Origin of the sequence: Comamonas sp. CMM03, from assembly GCF_019218715.1 — a bacterium.
Taxonomy (GTDB): domain Bacteria; phylum Pseudomonadota; class Gammaproteobacteria; order Burkholderiales; family Burkholderiaceae_C; genus Comamonas; species Comamonas terrigena.
This window is the reverse complement of record NZ_JAHUXB010000001.1, coordinates 12611-33227: the sequence shown is the minus strand read 5'-3', so window position 1 is coordinate 33227 and position 20617 is coordinate 12611. Positions and strand designations below refer to the sequence as shown.

Here is a 20617-nt window from a genome sequence, read left to right as displayed (position 1 = left end):
CATTGTCGCGGCTTTGGCATGCCCTGATGGCGGGTGGGCATGCAGACGGTCGGTGGCCATCTCCCCTGCCCGATATCCGGCCGCCCGGGCAGGGGCGGCACGGACTACGCCTTAGTGGCAGGCTCGGGCGACGCCGCCTGGGCCTGTACCTGGGCGGCAGGGCTGGCTGCCGCCGCACCGGGCCCGATGCCGCCGCCCCCCGCCACGGCGGTCTTGGCGGGTTCGAAATAGTCCACCAGCTGGTTCAGTTCCACCGCCGTGCGCTTGAGCTCTTCCGAGGCCTGCCAGGCGCGCTGGGCTTCGCCCCGGTTTTCCACGATCAGCTCGGCCACCTGGCGCATGGCGCCGGCCACCTCGTCGGCGCCAAAGGCCGTCAGGCGGGTGGCGGTGGCCAGTTCGCGGGTGTCGGCCGCCAGCGCCAGCCCAGCATCCCCCTGCACGCTGGCCGCCAGGTGCATCAGGCGCTCGGCGCGCTCGCTCAGGTCGCTGGTTTCGGCCACGGCGGCGTCCAGCGAACGGATGGCGGAATAGACCCGGTCGTGCTGCTCCTCGGAGTGCTCCGTCACCTCGTACAGCGCGATGTTCAGCGTGGCGCAGTGGCGGTGGATGCGCCGCGCCGCCAGCGCGATCTCGTCGATCATCACCTTCAGGTGCAGCTGCATCACGGCAGCAGCATGGTTGAGCTGGCCGCTTTCACCGGTGCCGGACAGATCGATCTCGCCCTGCAGATCGCCCTGGGCAATGCGGTTCAAGCGGCGGATGGAGGCGTTGAGCGGGTTGACGATGCCGCGGATGAACATATGCCCCACCAGCGCCACCACCAGCAGCCCGAAGACGATGCCGGCGATGGCGAAGTGGCGGATGCGGGCGTTGCGGTCCAGCGTGTCGTCGTACGCGGTGCGTGCGGCCACCGTCAGCGCGTTGCGCAGCCCCCCGGCAGCGGCCGTGGCGGCCTGCTCCAGCGGCAGCACCGTCTGGGCCACCAGCTGGTCCACCCGGGCCGGGTCGTCGTGCGCCGCCGCCCGTTCCACCAGGCGCAGACCGTCGTCGGTGTAGCGGGTCAGCGCGGTGGCCAGCAGCTCTTTTTGCTGGGCCACCTGGGCGTCCATGCGGGTCAGCTGGCCCAGCAGGGCGTGGATTTCATCGCGGTTGGCGCGCAGCTTGGTGATCTGGCCGTCCAGGGCCTGCGGGGCGCCGCCCTGGGCACCTTCCCGCCGCGCCAGCCGGATTTCCAGCATGGTGGCGCGGCTGTCGCTCAGGCGGGCCTCGATCTTGCCGATGGCCGCCACCGGCTGCAGCTGGGCCTGGTAGAGCTGGGTCAGGGCGTCGTCGGCCAGTGTCAGGCCGCCAATGCCCAAGGCACCGCCAGCCAGCATCAGGAACGCCACGAACAGGCTGCCGGCGCGCATGCCGCTGCGTATACCCAGCCAGGCCGGCAGGCGGGCACGCGGCTGGAAGGTGCCAGCCGCCATGGTGCGGTACAGACCTTTGGCGGCATCGATGGCCGCCGCCGTCGCATGCTTGCGCACCGACATATAGCCGATCACCTGGTCATGCCGCGTGATGGGCACGACGCAGGCGTCCACCCAGTAGTAGCCGCCGTCCTTGCAGCGGTTCTTGACGATGCCGCGCCAGGGCTTGCCGCTTTGCAGCGTGCGCCACATGTCTTCGAAGGCGGCGGGCGGCATGTCCGGATGGCGCACGATGTTGTGGCTGCGGCCCAGCAGCTCGTCCAGCGTGTAGCCGCTGATCTCCACGAAGGCTTCGTTGGCGTAGGTGATGACGCCTTTCAGGTCGGTCTTGGAGACCAGGGTGACGCCGGGAGGAATCTCGGTATACCGTGTCGTCACGGGCAGGTTCTGCTTCATGGAGGAGGCTTTCTCAGGATTGCATCCACAGGCGCTTGAGCACCAGGGCGGCCGAGCGGCAGTCTTCGACGCGCAGCGAGCCGGTGATGTCGTGGGCCGGGTCGGTCGAGTCGCGGTACTGCGGCCGCAGGATGGGCATGCCGCTGCTGTCGTACAGGCTCCACAGATCGATGGATTCGTTGAGCTTCTGGCGCGAGCGCACCACGGCGAATTCGCCGTTCGCCAGCCGCACCAGGGTGCCCGGCGGGTGCATGGTCAGGGTCTTGATCGACAGCTGCACCAGCGGGTCGTCGTACAGGCGCACCCGGTCCAGGAACAGGGCCTTGAGCGCATCGCGCGGAAACTGCCCGGCGCGGTTGGGCCGGGGCGTGACCATGGCGGCATAGGAGTCGGCAATCGCCAGCAGGCGCGCACCGGGCAGGATGGCGTCGCCGCTGAGCCCGCGCGGATAGCCCGAGCCGTCAAAGCGCTCGTGGTGCTGGCGCACCAGCTCGAGCCACAGCGCGTCGGTCACACCCATCTCCACCAGCAGCGCGGCCGAGCGGTCGGGGTGGCTGCGCACCAGGGCCGCCTGCTGTGGCGTCAGCGCACCGGCCTGCTGGTCCAGCTGGGCCTGCACCGGCAGCAGCGACAGGTCCCGCGTCAGGGCGGCGCAGGCCAGCGACAGGCGGTCGGACTCTGCCAGGCCCAGCTCGCGTGCGGCCATTTCCACCAGCGTGGCGCCCAGCAGCTGCTGGATCACCAGATACGGGTGCTGGCGGTCCAGGTGCAGGGCGGCCAGCAGCGCATCGGCATCTTCGTCGCAGGCATCCAGAATGCCGTGGGCCAGGCCCAGGATGACCGGGCGCAGCTCGGTCTTGAGCGTGGCCGCCTGCAGGTGGGCGTGCAGGCGCTTGAGGGTCATGGCCAGCCGGTCGGCCCGGATGAACACCGGGTCGCTGGTGGGCACGGCCACCGCGCATTCGGGCAGGGCCAGCGTGGGCTGTTGCGACGGATCGGGCGGTGGCTCCGGGGCATAGGCGCCCCGCGCCAGCAAGGCGTTGATGTGGCGCGGAATGCTGAGCACATAGCCTTCCCGAAACAGCAGATTGCCATCCTCGTCGTACAACGGCCACGGCAGTGGCTCGTTTAGTACCAAATCGCTTTGGAGGATGCGTCGCATGTCAAAGATCAGCCCGTCAAAGATGAGAAGGCCGTTTTTTATGCGATCCATCAGCAACGTGCAGACACATTTATTAACAGTTTGATACTTATCAATATTGCGCCGCAACACGCATCAATACTGGCTATTGCGCTAGCGAAATTGATAGTTGCTGCGATTTTGGGTGCTGCAAAGGCCCATCCGGCGGGTGCTGCCGACCTGTATCCCGGCCCAGGAAGTGCCTTGACCGACCTGTTGCTGCCACGGTCCCCCGACGCCCTGCCGCAACGCAGGCAAGGCCCTTTTCGCCGAAAGCGGTAGTGCGCCGTGGACGCACTGCGGTGGCCGTCACTGCCCACAGCCCCACCACCCGGCAGGTGGCTGCGGGCTTTGCCCAAAGGCCGGCACCGCCTCCCTACAATGACTGGCAACGGGGTGGGCTGCAGCCAAGCGGCGCGGCCTCCTCCTCCACCATCTCTCTACGGCACGGGCCCCGGTACGCACAGCGTGCCCTGCCCGCCCTCCTCTTCCCGATTGAGCCCCCCATGAAAATAGCCACCTGGAACGTCAACTCCCTGTCCGTGCGCCTGCCGCAGGTGCTGGCCTGGCTGCAGGACAACCCGGTCGATGCACTGGGCCTGCAAGAGCTCAAGCTCACCGACGACAAATTCCCCTTCGACGCCTTGCAGGCCGCCGGCTACCACGCCGTGGCCCATGGCCAGAAGACCTACAACGGCGTTGCCATCCTGAGCCGCCATCCGCTGCGCGATGTGGTGCGCAACATTCCCGGTCTGGACGATGCCCAGGCCCGCACCATTGCCGCGACGCTGGACACACCCGAGGGCCCGGTGCGGCTGGTCAACGGCTACTTCGTCAACGGCCAGGCACCGGGCACGGACAAGTTCGCCTACAAGATGCAGTGGCTGCAGGCCCTGCACGACTGGGTGCAGGCCGAAATGTCCCAGCACCCGCAGTTCGTGCTGGTGGGTGACTTCAACGTGGCGCCGGAAGACCGCGACTCCTTCGACCCCGTGGGACTGAAGGACACCATCCACCACACCGTGGAAGAGCGCACGCATTTCCAGGCCCTGCTGAACCTGGGCCTGACCGATGCCTTCCGCATGTTCGAGCAGCCGGAGAAGAGCTACTCCTGGTGGGACTACCGCATGCTGGGCTTCCAGAAAAACCGCGGCCTGCGCATCGACCACATTCTGGTCAGCGAAGCCGTGCGCCAGCGCACCGCGGCCTGCCACATCGACCGCGCACCACGCAAGAACCCGCAGCCCAGCGACCACACGCCCGTGGTGCTGGAACTGCGCTAAGCCCAGTCCAGTTGCCCCCCTGCGCCCCAGCCAGCGGGGCGCACCACCGGCCAGGACACCACCACAACGCCTCCACAAGGCGCCACACCCTTGCGGGCACAGCCCGCCGGGGCGTTGTTGTCTGCGTTGCATGCAGCCGCGCAAAGACGCAGGGGGATAGATGGGGCGCAGACACCCGCGCCCCTCGCGCGGGGCGCTCCTGCCGCCCGCTGGCGCGGTGGTTCAGCCGCGTTCCATCCAGTGCTGGCGCACCCACTGCAGCTTGGCGTGGTGCAGCTGCAGGCGGTGCTGCTGGCGCTGCAGCAGGCTGGAGGGCTCCGGCGACAGCGCCACCGTGGCCAGCAAGACGGGGTACAGGGCCAGCATCTGCTGTTCGCGTTCGGCACACAGCTGCAGCACGCGCTCGGTGTTCACCTCCTGCACCCAGGAGCGCAGCCAGGTTCCGCCGTAATGCAGGCTGGTGCCGATGCGCAGCAAGGGATCGGCCCAATCCCGGACGCTGCGTGCAGCGGGCGCCAGTTCGCCGGAAAACTCCTGCAGCATGGCCAGATGGCGGTCCACGACCTGGCGCACAAACGCGGTCGGCGGAGGGTCGGCTCTGCCCAGCAGCAAGGTCAGATCATGGGCGGTATGCAGCTGCAGGCGGTAGAGGGGGCGCAGCAATGCGCCGTCCTGGCGGTCGTTGGCCCGCACAGCCATGTTGCGTCCCTGGCGCTGGCGGGCACGCAGCCAGGCCCCGTACACCGCATCGCGCACCTGCACCCACTCGAGCAGGCTGCTGGTGTCGTGCGCTTCCCAACGGCGTTCCAGCTCCTGTTCGATCTGGGTGAATTCGGAGGCCTTGAAATCGAAGGCGGCCTGCCAGCCCATGGCGTAGGCCGGGCGGTACTGGTCGTAGCCGCGGCCCGTCACGTAATACGGCGCATGGATGTAGGTGTCGTGCCAGAAGGCATCTTCCTGCACGGCGGCCGCACCGTCGCGCAGCGGGTGGTAGCGCCCATTGGCAGCCGGTTGCTCCACATGGCCTCCCAGCAGTCGGTGGCCGTCAGGCGCCACGATTCCGGAGCGAAAGCTCTGCGGTGCGCGTGCACCCAGGCTGTCCGGCTGGAATTTGTGCGGTAGAGGAAGGGCTTTGCCCATGGGGAAATGACTCCGAAACCAAATAAGTGCCGATGGAGTCGATATTGTCAAAAACTGTCCCTCTCCCCGGGGTCAGTCTGCGCTCGCAACCCTTGTAGGACAGTGTTGCGCTGCACGCACAGGGCGGGCCCCAAGGAGCAGCCAGCGCAGGCCGGCCGTCCGTGGGTGTGGCCCTTGGCGTTTATTCACCGGCGTCTTCCAGACCCAGTTCCTGGATCTTGCGGGTGATGGTGTTGCGGCCGATACCCAAGCGCTGTGCAGCCTCCATGCGGCGGCCGTGGGTCACGCCCAGGGCCGCGCGGATCAGGCGCGACTCGAAGCGGCGGCTGAGAGCATCCCAGACCTCGGTATGACCGGCCGCCAGCAGGCGCGTGGCTTCGGCCGACAGGCCGTCGTCCCACAGGGCCGCCACAGCCGCCTCCACCGCACCGGCACCGGCAGCTTGCGATGCGGGCAGATAGGATTCCACACCGCGTGCCGCCGGCAGCTCCAGCGTGTAATCCCCCGCAGCGCTGACCACGGGCGCCGGACGGTGTTCCGCCGCCACGGCCTCGACCGCCGGCGCGCTGGCCGGGGTGTGCAGCACTTCCGGCGGCAGGTCCTGTACGGAGATCACCTGGGCCGGGGCCATCACCGTCAGCCAGTGGCAGATGTTTTCCAGCTGGCGCACGTTGCCGGGGAAGCTGAACTGCGTCAGCCGCTGCAGCGCCTCCGGCGCAATGCGCTTGGGCTCCACGCCCAGCTGCTTGGCGCTTTTCTGCAGGAAGTGGCGCGCCAGCATGGGCACGTCTTCGCCGCGTTCGCGCAGCGACGGCAGGCGCAGCCGGATCACGTTCAGGCGGTGGAACAAGTCTTCGCGGAACACGCCGTCCTTGACGCGCAGTTCCAGATCCTGGTGGGTGGCGGCGATCACGCGCACGCTGGTCTTGACGGCCGAGTGGCCGCCCACACGGTAGAAATGCCCGTCCGACAGCACGCGCAGCAAGCGGGTCTGCAGCTCGAACGGCATGTCGCCGATTTCGTCCAGGAACAGCGTGCCGCCTTCGGCCTGCTCGAAGCGGCCGCGGCGCTGGGTCTGCGCGCCGGTGAAGGCGCCGCGCTCATGGCCGAACAGCTCGGATTCCAGCAGGTCCTTGGGGATGGCGGCGGTGTTGATGGCCACGAACGGTCCATTGGCCACGGGCGAATGCTTGTGCAGCGCGCGGGCCACCAGTTCCTTGCCGGAGCCAGATTCGCCGGTGATCAGCACCGTCACCAGGCTTTGGCTCAGGCGGCCGATGGCGCGGAACACGTCCTGCATGGCCGGAGCCTGGCCCAGCATTTCGGGCATGGCGGACTGGCGCTCTTCGGCCACCTGTTCGCGGCTGCTTTCCTCAACCGCACGGCGGATCAGGGCCACGGCCTTGGGCAGGTCGAACGGCTTGGGCAGGTATTCGAAGGCGCCGCTCTGGAAGGCGGAAACGGCGCTGTCCAGGTCGGAGTACGCCGTCATGATGATGACAGGCAGCTCCGGGTCTTTCTCGCGCACCTGCTCCAGCAGTTGCAGGCCGCTGCCGCCTGGCATGCGGATGTCGCTGACCAGCACCTGCGGGCCCTGGCGTGCCGGGTCCCCGGCGGGCAAGGCGCTCAGCGCCTCCAGCACTTCACGCGGGTTGGTGAAGCTGCGCGTGGCCAGGTTTTCACGGGCCAATGCCTTTTCCAGGACGAAGCGGATCGAGGGGTCGTCATCTACTATCCAGATCGGCTTCATGTTCGCGTAACCCTTTTCTTTCTATGTGAAACACCAGACCTCAAGGCAGAGGAATCAGGATACGGAAATCGGTGCGCCCCGGGCTGCTTTCGCATTCGATCAGCCCCTGGTGGCGTTGCACAAAGGTCTGCGCCAGCGGCAGTCCCAATCCGGATCCCCCATCCCGGCCTGTCACCAGCGGATAGAAAATCCGCTCCTTGATGTGCTCAGGCACGCCTGGTCCGTTGTCTATCACATGCAATTCCAATGCCAGCTTGTGGCGCTGGCGGCCCATCGTGACCTGGCGAGCCACGCGGGTGCGCAAGGTGATCTCGGCATCGCCCACGGCAATCCGGTCGGCCAGCACCTGGGCCGCGTTCTGCACGATGTTCAGCACCGCCTGGATCAGCTGGGCACGGTCGCCTCGGAACTCCGGGATGGAAATATCGTAGTCGCGCCGCACGGTCAGCCCCAGAGGGTGTTCCACCAGCACCAGCGAGCGCACGCGTTCGCAGACTTCGTGGATGTTGACGTCGCCCACCTGGTGGGGGTGGCGGTGCGGGGCCAGCAGACGGTCCACCAGGCTTTGCAGGCGGTCCGCCTCGTGGATGATGACCTGGGTGTATTCCTTGAGCTCGCGGCTGTCGAGGTCCATCTCCAGCAACTGGGCCGCGCCACGGATGCCGCCCAGCGGGTTCTTGATTTCATGCGCCAGGTTGCGCACCAGCTCCTTGTTGGCGGCCGCCTGTTCGACCAGCCGTTCCTCGCGGTCCTGGCGCACCTGCTGGTCCAGTACCCACAACTCCACCAGCACCTCGCCGCGCTCTTCCAGCGGCGCGATGGTGGCGTGCACCATCAGCGGCTCCTGCACCGGCGGAACCAGCGTGGTGTCAAAGCGCATGGCGGCGTAGTCCAGCCCCTTGCCACCCGCCAGGGCGTTGTCGAGCAGCGCAGGCTGGGCAATGAAGGTGGAGAAGCGGCTGCCGTCGAGCATGCGGCGCGACATGCCCAGGGTGTTTTCCAGCGCCGCGTTCGCAAAGATCACCTCGCCATGGCGGTTGAGCACCACGGTCAGTGTGGACAACAGGTCCAGCACGGCAAAGCGCTGGGCGGTCAGATGCGTATCGGTCATGCAAATACCAAGCAAGCTCAGTGCCTGGCCGGGGTGCGTTCAGGTAAAAACAAGAGCAGGCGATGCGCGCTGCAGAGGCCCTGCATCCCATTATGGGCATGAATCACGGCCGATGGGCCGGTGGCCCGCTTCGCCGGGGATGGACGCCGACACAGGCGACGGCCTGACAGGCCCAGCGGAGGTGACGGGGATGCAACCCGGCAGCACGCCACTGCCCTCTCCCCCCTCCCGGCAAGAAGCCCCCCAACCGATCGGGATGCAGACAAAAAAGGCGGCCCGGAGGCCGCCTTTTTTAGAGTGCCTGGAGGGCTCGTGCCGCGAGCGGCAGGCCCCCACAGGGCTTACAGGGAGTAGTACATGTCGTATTCGACAGGGTGCACGGCCTGACGGAAGCGGGTCACTTCGCCCATCTTCAGCTCGATGTAGGCGTCGATCATGCTGTCGGAGAACACACCACCCTTGGTCAGGAAGGCGCGGTCGGCGTCCAGGGCTTCCAGAGCCTGGTCCAGGCTGTGGCAGACGGTGGGCACCAGCTTGTCTTCTTCCGGAGGCAGGTGGTACAGATCCTTGGTGGCGGCTTCGCCGGGGTGGATCTTGTTTTCCACGCCGTCCAGACCGGCCATCAGCAGCGCTGCGAAGCCCAGGTAGGGGTTCATCAGTGGATCGGGGAAGCGGGCTTCCACGCGGCGGCCCTTGGGGTTGCTCACGTAAGGAATACGGATGGAAGCGGAACGGTTCTTGGCCGAGTAAGCCAGCTTCACAGGCGCTTCAAAGCCGGGCACCAGACGCTTGTACGAGTTCGTACCGGGGTTGGTAATGGCGTTCAGGGCACGGGCGTGCTTGATGATGCCGCCGATGTAGTACAGGGCGAAGTCGGACAGACCGGCATAGCCGTCACCGGCGAACAGGTTCTTGCCGTCCTTCCACACGGACTGGTGCACGTGCATGCCGGAGCCGTTGTCGCCAGCGTAGGGCTTGGGCATGAAGGTCGCGGTCTTGCCGTAGGTGTTGGCCACGTTCCAGATCACGTACTTCTGCAGCTGGGTCCAGTCAGCGCGTTCCACCAGGGTGGAGAAGCGGGTACCCAGTTCGTTCTGGCCAGCGCCCGCCACTTCGTGGTGGAACACTTCGACCGGAATGCCCAGGGATTCCAGGATCAGGGACATTTCGGCGCGCATGTCTTGCGTGCTGTCGACGGGAGGCACGGGGAAGTAGCCGCCCTTGACGCGGGGACGGTGACCACGGTTGCCGGTTTCGAACTTGGTGCCGCTGTTCCAGGGGGCTTCGTATTCTTCGATTTCGAAGAAGGGGTTGTGGGGTTCGGTACCCCAACGCACGCCGTCGAAGATGAAGAATTCGGGTTCGGGACCGAAGTAGGCGGTGTCGCCCAGACCGGAAGCCTTCAGGTAGGCTTCAGCGCGCTTGGCCACGGAGCGGGGATCGCGGTCGTAGGCCTTGCCGTCACCGGGTTCGATCACGTCACACTGCAGGATCAGCGTGGTTTCTTCAAAGAAGGGATCGATGTTGGCGGTGCTGGGATCGGGCATCAGCAGCATGTCCGAGGCTTCGATACCCTTCCAGCCGGCGACCGACGAACCGTCGAAAGCGTGGCCCGACGTGAACTTGTCTTCGTCAAAGTGCGACAGGGGCACGGTCACGTGCTGTTCCTTACCGCGGGTATCGGTGAAGCGCAGATCGACGAACTTGACGTCGTTCTCCTTCACAATGCTCATCACGTCTGCAACGGTCTTAGCCATCAGGTATCTCCTGGAAAAGCGCTTGAAAAAAGTACGGGGGATGCAAAGCAGAATGCGTGCCAGGGCCGCAGTTGGACTGCCTTCCCTGGGTGCAGTGGCGCCGCGCACCGAAAACCACTGCCATGCACCCCTCGATAATCACCGAGTTGGTGCAAAAAAGCAGAGTACGCCTGTCGAACTTCCGATTGCACTGTTTTGGTGCATTTAAGCACCTAAATAGTGCCGCTGTTCAACCACATGCTCCGCATCGCAGGCCGTCAGTGTAGCCGCGCCCAGGGCTGTAGCGAAGGCTTGCACCGGTTTCGCACGCCATTGCGCCGCCATCCTGGTGCGCTGCCGCCCAGCCTGGCTCAGGGCAAGCGCACTGCGTCCGGTGCCGCCCCCTGGGTGACGGCCTCGCGCCGCAGCTGTTCCAGTGCGGCCAGGCAGAAATGGGCAAACCACAGCGACGACAGCGCGAACACCAGTGCGTAGATCCAGATGGCCAGCGGCACCAGCAGCCAGAACAGCGCCACGAACACCACGCCCGAGGCCCAGACCACGCTGGGCGCAGCCCCCATCACCCCGCAGACCACGCCCATGCCCAGCAGCGGCATGCGAAAGCGTGTGAGCACCGCCTGGCGCTCGGCCTGGCTGGCATGTTCGGCCAGGGCATCGAAGGCCATCACGCGGTAGGTGAGCCAGCCCCACACCAGCGGCGGCACCACCAACACCAGCGGCGGAATGAACCACAGCGGGATGGACAGCACCAGCACCACCAGGGCAATCAGCGTGGAGCCCAGGGCCCAGGCCAGTGCCTGCCACCAGTGACCGCCCTGCTTGCGCTCCAGCAAGGGAAAGCGCCGCTCGGCCACCCATTCCACCAGCTTGGGCGTCATGAACAGGGACACCAGCATCAGCACCAACACCACCAGCAGCCCCGTGGCCGCCAGCACCAGCAGCACGGAACCCAGCACCTCGACACCCCAGCTCAGGCCGCGCTCCTGCATCCAGTGCCACACCGCGCCCAGCCAGCCCACGCCTTCCAGCGTCTGCACCGTCCAGTGCAGCGCCGGCTGCCAGAACAGCCAGGACAGCAGCGCGGCCAGCAGCGCCATCAACAGCAGCGGGAACAGCGACCAGGCAATCACCTTGCGGTGCAGGCAATTGCCCAGCGCGCGGACAAAGGAGGCTATCAGCAGGTTCATGCCCCGCAGCATAGCGGTCTGTGCGCACAATGCCATAGGACAGCGGCCACTTTGCCGCGGTGCATGCCGGGGCACCCTGCCCCCTGCCCGCTCAGGCGCGGTTCACCAGCCGCAGCAGGCCCTTCCACTGCTGGGACCAGAAGCCCTGGCCATAATCGCGCAGTTGGCCCTGGGCATTGGGCTGGACCTGGTCGCGCACGCCGGTGGGGTCCCAGCGCAGCTCGAAGTTGGCCGTGCCCCACAGCATGTCCCACCAGGGCAGCAGCACGCCAAAGTTGTTGCCATGGGCCTTCTGGTTGCGCACCGGGGCCCGCATTTCATGGCCGATGCCGATGGCGTGGTGGCGGCGGTGAAAACGCGGGCTGACCCAGAGGCGCTCGCCCACCGTGCCGAACCAGACGCGCAGATTGGCGTGCTGGAAGCTTTCGCTCAGCTGCGTCAGCGCCACCAGCAGCACGAACTGCGCCGGCTGCACCCCGATCAGCTGGGCCACCACCACGATGATGCTGTCGCGCACCACATCGTCCAGCAGGTGGTTGCGGTTGTCGCTCCACATGGTCATCTGCCGCTGCGAATGGTGCAGCGCATGCAGCTTCCACCACCAGCCCCAGCTGTGCTGGCCGCGGTGGATCCAGTAGTCCAGCAGGTCGAACACCAGCAGGTAGAGGATGAAGCTGATCCAGGCCTTGTCCGTCACGCCCGGCCACAGGCCTTCCAGCTGGAAGGTGGGCAGGCCCCAGACATGCAGCTGGCCGAACAGGTCGTTCCACAGCGGCTCGGTGGAAAAGAACAACGCCACCCGGAACAGGCCCAGCCGGTGCACCAGGGTGTAGAGCATGTCCACGCGGATGGCACGGCGGTCGGTCACCGCCTCCACCGGACGCCAGCGCTGTAGCGGGGCAATCACCAGCACCAGCACCAGCAGTTGCAGCAGTCCCACCAGCAGCCAGCCCGTGGCCTCAAAGGCGTCTTCCATCAGGCTGGCCATGCCGGCGTAATACAGCACCGGCTGGACCACGCCTTCGTACAGGCCTTGCTGGGCCTGGCCAAACCATTGGGACAATGTCTCCCACACCATGTTCTTCCCTCATTGCGGCGGATCCTGCTGTCCGCACTGTAGTCCTACGGCTGGCGCGCAGTCGCCGCCGCAGCGGTGTGACCCTGCACCCAGGCACGGTAGTCGGGGTGCTGGTCCAGCGTGCGAAAGCAAAAGCCCTTGGCCTGCAGGCCGGTGATCAGCGGCTCCAGCACCGCCGGTGCCCACGGATCCTTGCGCGACCAGATGCCCAGGTGGGCCAGCAGCACATCGCCCGGGCGGATGCGCGCCAGCGCCTGTTGCAGCAAGGCAGCGTTGCTGAACTTCTCGCTGGACAGCTCGTCCCCTAGAAAACCGGCCGGCGACCAGCCCACGTGCTTGAAGCCGCAGGCCTCAGCCGCCTGCAGCAGCTGGGGCGAGGTCTTGCCACCGGGTGCACGCCACAGCGGCAGCGGTGCCTGGCCGGTAGTCTGGCGCAGCCATTCGCTGGACTTGCGGATCTCGGCGCAGTACTGCGCGGCGCTGAGCGTGACGGTCTGGTCCTTGTGCGCGCCCTGCGAAGGCCGCACACGGAAGGAGCGGTCCGCCGCCGTGCCCAGGTCGCCACGCCAGTAGGTGTGGTCCCAGGTGTGGCTGGCAAAGCGGTGCCCTTCCTGGGCGCGCGCCTTCCACCACGGCGCCCAGTGCGTGCCCAGGCTGCCGTCGCCCTGCTGCGTGGTCTCGTTGGCGGCAAAAAAGGTGACGCGAACCTGGTGGCGGCGCAGCACATCGGCCACCAGATCGGCCACGCCCATGTGGCCGGTGTCGAAGGTCAGATAGACCGGTTTGTCACAGTCTTGCGGGGCGGGTGTGCTGCTGCCACTGGCGTGGACAGGCAGACACAACGCAACCAACACCCCGGCGGCCATGCGTGTGGCAGGCAGATAGGCGGCCATGCACCCTCCTCGCGGTCTGGCAGTGTTCAGCGCGGCGAGTGGGCCAGGGTCCACACGCCGTGGGGCGACTTGCCCACATTGACCTGGCGGACCACCTTCTTCTCCACCATGTCGATCACGCTGAGCTTGCGCGCCCAGCGGGAGGACAGGTAGATGTAGCGCAGATCGGTCGTCACGTCCATGCAGTCCGGACCGCCCGGTGCGGGGTAGTTGTCCACCACGGTGTGGGTGGTCATGTCGATCTTGCTGATGGTGTTGGCCACGCGGTTGCTCACCAGCAGGTGGCGGCCGTCGCCCAGCGCACGGAAGGCGTGTGCGCCCTTGGCCGTGGGGATTTGCCCCACGCGCTTGGCCGGCGTGGCCGTGGCGGCGGGGTTGATGCTGAACACCTCCACGCCGTCACTGCCGGTCAGGCCGATGAAGATGAACTTGCCGTCCGGGCTGCCGTACAGGTCGGCCGGCATGGAGCCCGTGGGCACGCGCCACAGCAGCTTCTGCGTGTGCAGGTCGATGGCAACCAGCTCGTCGCTGTCCTGCATGGTGGAGTAGATCGTGGTGCTCTTGGCGTCGATCCACAGGTGGCTGGGCGTCTTGCCCGTGGGAATGCGCTGCACCAGCTGCGGGTTGCTGCCGTCCCAGCGGTAGATGTCCACGTGGTTCAGGCGGTTGGCAGCGGTGATGAACCACTTCATGTCCGGCGAGAAGCGCAGGTGGTAGGGGTCGACGATGTCGCGCACCGTGCGCTGGATGACGGCCGTGCGCGGATCGACAAAGGTCAGCGTGTCGCCCGTGGCATTGGCCACGATGATGGACTTCTCGTCCGGCGTCAGGTACAGGTGGTGCGGCTCCTTGCCGGTGGGCAGGCGCGCGGTCTCGGTCCAGGTGGCGGGGTCGACCACGCTGATGGTGGCATCCAGCGAATTGAGCACGAACACCGGGGGCGGCTTGCCGCCGGCAGCCGGTGCAGTTGCAGTTGCAGCAGCAGTTGCCACGGGGGCGGGGTGTGCCGCCGCGCCGGATGCCGCCGAACCCGCGGACACCTTGGCGGGTTCAGACGCGCCGAACAGGTTGGAGAAGACTCCAGCCATGGCCGGTGTAGAGAGCGAACCCAGCAGCCACATCAGGCTCTGGCGCTTGGAACGGGAAACCGCCACAGGGACACCACTTTCAAAAATGAGCCCGCAGTGTATGCCTGCCGCAGGGGCTTGCAATGGCAGTGTAGTGCCGATGGGGGACATCACGCATTTTTGCGACACCGGCCCGGGGCCATATCCGACGCGGCACCTGCGCTGCAGCCGCAGCAACCACTCCCTCCAATCGCTCCCGGGACTTACAGCCACCAGCGCAGCTAGCTATATTTTTATGAGCACTCAACACCCAGCATATGGCGACTTCAAATAAATTATTGGCTTAGATCACCATTACACCTGTCTAAGGCGCTCACTTTTTGATATACGCAGCCTGCAATCGGAGGCTGCATACCGATAGCCACGCTATGGGCCTGACCAGACCCCAAGGCCCCGCAGGCACCATGCAAAAAGGCCCCTTGCGGGGCCTTGTGCGGAGGTGGAAGGCACCAGCCTTCAGACCGGTGCCGAGCCGGGGCTCAGACCTTCCACTTTTCCAGCAGCTTTTCGGGCGACAGGTTGTCGTAGCCTTCGAAAGGCTGGTGGATCCAGGGGTTGGTCGGCAGGTCTTCCACCGAGTAATCGGCCTGGAAGGTGGACACGCCCTTGGTCCAGATCACGGCGGTACGCAGCTCGGTGATGGGCTGGTAGTTTTCCTTGAGCATCTTGACCACGGCATTCAGCGTCACGCCGGAGTCGGCCAGGTCGTCGACCAGCAGCACGCGGCCGGCGATCTCACCCTTGGGAGTGGCGATGAAGCGGCCGATGTCCAGGTGGCCACGCACCGTGCCGGCTTCGGCGCGGTAGGAGCTGGTGGACATGATGGCCAGGGGTTTGTCGAAAATGCGGCTCAGGATGTCACCGGGACGCAGACCACCGCGTGCCAGGCACAGGATGGTGTCGAACTGCCAGTCCGACTGGTGGATCTTGATGGCCAGCTTTTCGATCAGGCCGTGGTATTCGTCATAGCTGACGTACAGGTGCTTTCCGTCTTCAGTCAACATAGGTTGGCTCCGGTCTCTCGCATGTGGGGTGGTTGGCTGGTGCACAACGCTCAGGCAGCGCTGTAGGGGTTGTGCATCAGGATGGTGTGATCGCGGTCGGGGCTGGTCGACACCATGGCGATGGGCACGCCCGTCACTTCGGCAATACGGTCCAGATAGCGGCGGGCATTCACCGGCAGCTTGTCGTATTCGGTCACGCCCACGGTGGAGTCGGTCCAGCCGGGGATGGATTCGTAGATGGGCTTGCAGCGCTCGATGTCGTCCGCACCCAGGGGCAGCAGGTCGATCGTTTCACCGTCCAGCTCGTAGCCCACGCACAGTTGCAGCTCTTCGATGCCGTCCAGCACGTCCAGCTTGGTGATGCACAGACCGGACAGGCCGTTGATCTGGGCCGAGCGCTTGAGCAGCGCGGCATCGAACCAGCCGCAGCGGCGGTAGCGACCGGTGGTCACACCCATCTCGGCGCCCACGGTGGACATCACGTAGCCGGGAGTTCCTTCCTTGCGCCATTCCAGTTCGGTGGGGAAAGGACCGCCACCAACGCGGGTGCAGTAAGCCTTGGTGATGCCCAGGATGTAGTGCAGCATGCCCGGGCCGACGCCGGCGCCGGCGGATGCATTGCCGGCCACGCAGTTGGACGAGGTCACATAGGGGTAGGTGCCGTGGTCCACGTCCAGCAGCGTGCCCTGGGCGCCTTCGAACAGCAGGTTGCCGCCTTCGGCGTGCACGGCATTCAGTTCGCGCGACACGTCGGCGATCATGGGCTTGAGCAGTTCGGCGTGGCGCATGGCTTCGCTGTAGACCGCGTCAAACTGGACTTCGCCGTCCTTCATATAGGGAGCCAGGGAGGCACCGAAGTCGAAGTTCTTGGAACCCAGCACGTTCACCAGGATGTGGTTGTGCAGGTTCAGCAGTTCGCGCAGCTTGGTGGCGAAACGCTCGGGGTGCTTGAGGTCCTGCACACGCAGGGCACGGCGGGCGATCTTGTCTTCGTACGAGGGGCCGATGCCCTTGCCCGTGGTGCCGATCTTCTGCGCACCGCCTTGTTCGCGGGCCGCTTCACGGGCCACGTCCAGTGCCTGGTGGAAAGGCAGGATCAGCGGGCAGGCTTCCGACACGCGCAGGCGCTCACGCACTTGCACGCCGGCCTTTTCCAGGCCTTCGATTTCTTCAAACAGCTTGCCGACCGACAGCACCACACCGTTGCCGATGTAGCACTTCACGCCGGGGCGCATGATGCCGCTGGGAATCAGGTGCAGCGCTGTCTTCTTGCCGTTGATCACCAGGGTGTGACCGGCGTTGTGACCGCCTTGGAAGCGGACCACGCCTTGGGCACTTTCGGTCAGCCAATCGACCAGCTTGCCCTTGCCTTCGTCACCCCACTGGGTGCCGACTACGACGACGTTGCGACCTTTGCTTGCTTTCATGTCTAAATCCGTTGAAATGGAAAAATGCCTCAGAAGGCTTGTACGACCCATTGCCCGGCACGCAGCACAAGCTCCCGATCGCAGTGGAATTCATCAACCTCGCTCTCGTGCCCAGGCAGCACGCAGACCACGGTTTCCCCTTGGGCGCGCAGTGCGGCAATCGCCTGCGCCAAACTGGCATCGCTGGCCCCCCAGGGCGCACGCACCGCCGCCTTGAGCGGTCGTGCAGGCACCACCGCCACCAGCTGCTTGATGTCCAGCGAGAAGCCGGCGGCAGGCCGGTTGCGGCCGTACACGGCACCCACTTCGTCGTAGCGGCCACCACGCACCAGCGCATCGCTGGCGCCCGGGGCATACACCGCATAGCGGGTGCCGCTGTAGTAGGCGTAGCCGCGCAGGTCGGCCAGGTCCACGGTCACCTTCACATCGGAAGGCAGCTGGGCGGCAAACCACTTCAGGTGGGCGATCACATGCTGGGCACCGGGCACGCGGGCCAGTGCCTTTTCGGCCTCGTCCAGCACCTGCACGTCACCGTACAGCTGCAGCAGGGCTTGCAGGCCCTCACGCGAAGCCTGGGGGAAATTCCGGGTCAGCTCAGCCAGGCCGGTGGCGTCCTTGGCGGCCAGCGCCGAGTGCACGCGCTGCAGCACGCTGGTGTCGACCATCACGCCCGCCAGCAGGCTGCGCACGATGCGCACATCGGCCAGGTCCACGCTGTAGTTGCTGACCTGGGCGCCCTTCAGGCAGGCCAGGGCCAGCTGCAGCGCTTCCAGATCGGCTTCCGGGCCGGCATGGCCGTAGATTTCAGCGCCGAACTGCAGCGGCTCGCGGGTGGCGCGGGGACGGTCCGGCGTGGTGTGCAGCACCGGGCCGCAATAGCACAGGCGCGCGACGCCGTCGCGGTTGAGCAGGTGGGCATCGATGCGCGCGACCTGCTGCGTCATGTCGGCACGCAAGCCCAGCGTGCGACCGGACAGCTGGTCCACCAGTGTGAAGGTTTGGAGATGGAGCGCTTCGCCAGAACCCGTCAGCAGAGACTCCAGGTACTCCAGCAACGGTGGCATGACCAGCTCGTACCCGTAGCTGCGGGCGGTATCGAGCAGTCCTCGACGCAATTCCTCGATGTGCCGTGCCTCGGAAGGCAAAACATCGGCGATGTGATCCGGCAGGACCCAAGCAGACATGGAAAAAGGGAGAGGCTGTTAAAAACGTGATTCTACCGGCTATCACTGCGCGCACCCAAAACCGGCCGCCGCAAGGCCCAGCCCGTACGCACGTTATTGCAACAACAGCAGCAGCAGCAGGCCAACTGCGATACCCAGCAGACCGATGAAACGCAGCTGGCCTTCACGCAGGGCCAGCATCTGGGAGAACGCCCGACGCCAGGCGCCAGGAAAAAGAAAAGGGCCTAAGCCCTCGATGACCAGCACCAGCGCCAGCGCCATGCCCAGGTGGTTCCAGAACTCCATGGGATGGCGTGGCGGTGGCTGGCGGAAAGTCAGCGTGCGGAGCTGCCGCCGCTGCTGCGCATGGCCTTGAAGAAGTCGGTGGACGATGGATCGACCACCACCACATCGCTCTTCTTGTTGAAGCTGGCCTTGTAGGCTTCCAGGCTGCGATAGAACTGTGCGAACTGCGGATCGCGGCCAAAGGCCTCGCCGTAGACGCGCGCGGCTTCGGCATCGCCCTGGCCCTTGATGATCTGGGCGTCGCGGTAGGCATTGGCGATGGTGATGTCGCGCTGGCGGTCGGCCTCGGCACGGATCTTTTCGCCTTCGGCCCCACCGGTGGAGCGCAGCTCGTTGGCCACGCGCTTGCGCTCGGCCTCCATGCGGCGGTAGACCGATTCGGTGATGGTTTCGGCGTAATCCACGCGGGTGATGCGCACGTCCACGATGTCCACGCCCCAGGGCTTGGCACCGCTGACGGACTCCGCCACTTCACGCTTCACATCGGCCATCAGCGCTTCGCGCTTGGAAGACAGCAACTCGCGCACGGTGCGGCGGTTGATTTCTTCCTGGAAGGCATTGCGCACCACACGGTTGAGCTGCATGGCACCAGCGGATTCATCCAGACCCACGTTGCGGATGTACTCCGAGGGGTTGGAGATGCGCCAGCGCACATACCAGTCGATCACCACGCGCTGCTTTTCGGCCGTCAGCACGGGCTCGGTGTCCGTGCTGTCGAGCGTCAGCAGACGCTTGTCGATGTAGCGCACGTTCTGGAACGGAGGCGGCATCTTCCAGTTGAGACCAGGCTCGGTGATCACTTCCTTGATCTGACCCAGGGCGTAGACCACGCCGAACTGGCGCTGATCCACGACAAAGAGCATGGAACTGAGCAACGCCACGACGACGAGCAAAGAGGAAACAAAAAATCCAACGCGGTTCACGTATTACTCCTCTTAGCGGGAATCTCGCTCGCGCGAGCGATTGGCATCGCGGGCACGGGGATCGATGGTATGGACCTGGGGCACGGCGGCCGGCGCTGCGGCGGCGGTGCCGGAAGCAGCTTCGGTGCCGGCCGCGGCATTCGACTGCTGCGAAACGCTCTGCATGATCTTGTCCAGCGGCAGGTACAGCAGGTTGGAGCCCTGGCGGGAATCCACCATGACCTTGGTCACGTTGCTGTAGACCTGCTGCATGGTCTCGGTGTAGAGGCGGTCACGCGTGACCTGCGGCTCTTTCTTGTACTCCGCCAGCAGCGAGCTGAAGCGCTGTGCATCACCTTGTGCCTGGGCGGTCAGGCGGGCCTTGTAGGCTTCCGCTTCTTCCTTCAGGCGCGAGGCGGTACCACCGGCACGCGGAATCACGTCGTTGGCATAGGCCTGTGCTTCGTTCTTGGCGCGCTCGCGCTCCTGACCGGCCTTGAGCACGTCGTCGAACGAGGCCTGCACCTGCTCGGGCGGGCGCACGCCGCCCTGCTGCAGATTGATGCCCACCACTTCCACGCCCACCTTGTAGCGGTCCAGGATGGTCTGCATCAGCTCGCGCACCCGCGGGGCGATCTGGTCGCGCTCTTCCGCCAGCGCGGAGTCCATGCGCATCTTGCCCACCACTTCGCGCACCGCGGTTTCGGCGGCCTGCACCACGGCTTCTGCCGGGTTCTTGCTCTCGAACAGCCAGGCACGCGCGTCGCTCAGGCGGTATTGCACGGCGAACTTGATTTCGACGATGTTCTCGTCTTCGGTCAGCATGGCCGACTCGCGCAGGCCCGTGCTCTTGATGATGTTGTCACGCCCCACATCGGCCGAGCGGATCTGCGACACATACACCAGCTCGTGGTTCTGCACCGGGTACGGCAGACGCCAGTTGAAGCCGGCACCCACGGTGGAGTGGTATTTGCCGAACTGGGTGATGACGGCCTGCTGGCCTTCCTGGACGATGAAGAAACCCGTTCCCAGCCAGATCAGCACGGCCACGCCGGCGATCAGGCCCACGCCCATGCCGGCATTGCGCATGTCCGGCGGGGTGCCGCCGCTGCGGCCGCCGGTGTTGCCACCCGATGGCGGTTTGCCACCGAACAGGCCCGAGAGCTTGCGGTTGAAGTCTTTCCAGATCTCGTCCAGATCCGGTGGCTGCGAGCCATTGGAACCGTCGCGACCCCGTGGCGGTTGTGGAGGCGGTGTGGGACGGTCCTGCTCCGGACGCGGGCTGTTGGCGTCTTCGGGACGGTCATCCCCTCCACGCCCCCAGCGGGGATCGTTCAGATTGAACATGCCCCGCAGTCGTTCCGGCAACACCGCCCAACGTGGGGCGCGATTCAAGAAATTCATGCGAAAAGTCTCAATTTTTGAAAAAGACACAGTTGCG

17 protein-coding genes are annotated in these 20617 nt (G+C 65.8%); 1 reads left to right on the top strand and 16 read right to left on the bottom strand.

All coding sequences use genetic code 11. The features are described from left to right. Window positions 1-104 precede the first annotated feature (104 nt). Both KW830_RS00150 and KW830_RS00145 read right to left on the bottom strand, forming a co-directional pair. A complete protein-coding gene (locus tag KW830_RS00150) occupies window positions 105-1868 on the bottom strand; it encodes a PAS domain-containing protein (RefSeq protein WP_218331492.1) in 1764 nt (587 codons plus the stop codon). A 13-nt stretch (window positions 1869-1881) separates the two neighbouring features. Then, complete coding sequence (locus KW830_RS00145) at window positions 1882-3030, bottom strand: HD-GYP domain-containing protein (RefSeq protein ID WP_218331491.1); 1149 nt, start codon at window positions 3028-3030, stop codon at window positions 1882-1884. Window positions 3031-3554: 524 nt separating this feature from the next. Here KW830_RS00145 and xth point away from each other — a divergent pair. Then, entirely contained in the window at window positions 3555-4331 is a 777-nt protein-coding gene (gene xth, locus KW830_RS00140; RefSeq protein ID WP_066533913.1) for an exodeoxyribonuclease III, read from the top strand. A gap of 222 nt (window positions 4332-4553) precedes the next feature. Here the strand turns inward: xth and KW830_RS00135 are convergent, their stop codons facing one another. From KW830_RS00135 to hflK, 14 genes are all read right to left on the bottom strand, one after another. Further along, window positions 4554-5471, bottom strand: a complete 918-nt coding sequence (locus KW830_RS00135; protein ID WP_218331489.1) for a hypothetical protein — start codon at window positions 5469-5471, stop codon at window positions 4554-4556. 181 nt (window positions 5472-5652) lie between these two features. After that, complete coding sequence (gene ntrC, locus KW830_RS00130) at window positions 5653-7221, bottom strand: nitrogen regulation protein NR(I) (RefSeq protein ID WP_218331487.1); 1569 nt, start codon at window positions 7219-7221, stop codon at window positions 5653-5655. A 40-nt stretch (window positions 7222-7261) separates the two neighbouring features. Next, window positions 7262-8332, bottom strand: coding sequence for a nitrogen regulation protein NR(II) (gene glnL / locus KW830_RS00125; RefSeq protein WP_066533917.1), 1071 nt, complete (start codon window positions 8330-8332; stop codon window positions 7262-7264). Between the two features lie 341 nt (window positions 8333-8673). Beyond that, entirely contained in the window at window positions 8674-10089 is a 1416-nt protein-coding gene (gene glnA / locus KW830_RS00120; protein WP_192334992.1) for a type I glutamate--ammonia ligase, read from the bottom strand. Between the two features lie 350 nt (window positions 10090-10439). Further along, the gene (locus KW830_RS00115; RefSeq protein WP_255578006.1) at window positions 10440-11276 is read right to left on the bottom strand and encodes an EI24 domain-containing protein; all 837 of its coding nucleotides are present in this window, start codon (window positions 11274-11276) and stop codon (window positions 10440-10442) included. Between the two features lie 91 nt (window positions 11277-11367). Beyond that, the gene (locus KW830_RS00110) at window positions 11368-12354 is read right to left on the bottom strand and encodes a sterol desaturase family protein (protein WP_218331485.1); all 987 of its coding nucleotides are present in this window, start codon (window positions 12352-12354) and stop codon (window positions 11368-11370) included. A 44-nt stretch (window positions 12355-12398) separates the two neighbouring features. Further along, window positions 12399-13247 (bottom strand): polysaccharide deacetylase family protein, encoded by an 849-nt coding sequence (locus KW830_RS00105; RefSeq protein WP_255578005.1) that lies wholly within the window; start codon window positions 13245-13247, stop codon window positions 12399-12401. A gap of 26 nt (window positions 13248-13273) precedes the next feature. Further along, on the bottom strand, window positions 13274-14335 hold the full coding sequence (locus KW830_RS00100; protein WP_255578129.1) for a YncE family protein: 1062 nt from the start codon (window positions 14333-14335) through the stop codon (window positions 13274-13276). 518 nt (window positions 14336-14853) lie between these two features. Continuing rightward, window positions 14854-15378 carry a phosphoribosyltransferase gene (locus KW830_RS00095; protein ID WP_066533924.1) on the bottom strand — a complete coding sequence of 175 codons (525 nt, stop codon included), beginning with the start codon at window positions 15376-15378 and terminating at the stop codon, window positions 14854-14856. A gap of 50 nt (window positions 15379-15428) precedes the next feature. Further along, a complete protein-coding gene (locus tag KW830_RS00090; protein ID WP_066533925.1) occupies window positions 15429-16805 on the bottom strand; it encodes an adenylosuccinate synthase in 1377 nt (458 codons plus the stop codon). Window positions 16806-16834: 29 nt separating this feature from the next. Then, on the bottom strand, window positions 16835-17989 hold the full coding sequence (locus tag KW830_RS00085; RefSeq protein ID WP_066533926.1) for an ATP phosphoribosyltransferase regulatory subunit: 1155 nt from the start codon (window positions 17987-17989) through the stop codon (window positions 16835-16837). Window positions 17990-18082: 93 nt separating this feature from the next. After that, window positions 18083-18274, bottom strand: coding sequence for a DUF2065 domain-containing protein (locus KW830_RS00080; protein WP_066533927.1), 192 nt, complete (start codon window positions 18272-18274; stop codon window positions 18083-18085). A gap of 29 nt (window positions 18275-18303) precedes the next feature. Then, window positions 18304-19197 carry a protease modulator HflC gene (gene hflC, locus KW830_RS00075; RefSeq protein ID WP_066533928.1) on the bottom strand — a complete coding sequence of 298 codons (894 nt, stop codon included), beginning with the start codon at window positions 19195-19197 and terminating at the stop codon, window positions 18304-18306. 12 nt (window positions 19198-19209) lie between these two features. Continuing rightward, entirely contained in the window at window positions 19210-20580 is a 1371-nt protein-coding gene (hflK, locus tag KW830_RS00070; RefSeq protein WP_218331483.1) for an FtsH protease activity modulator HflK, read from the bottom strand. Window positions 20581-20617: the final 37 nt, after the last annotated feature.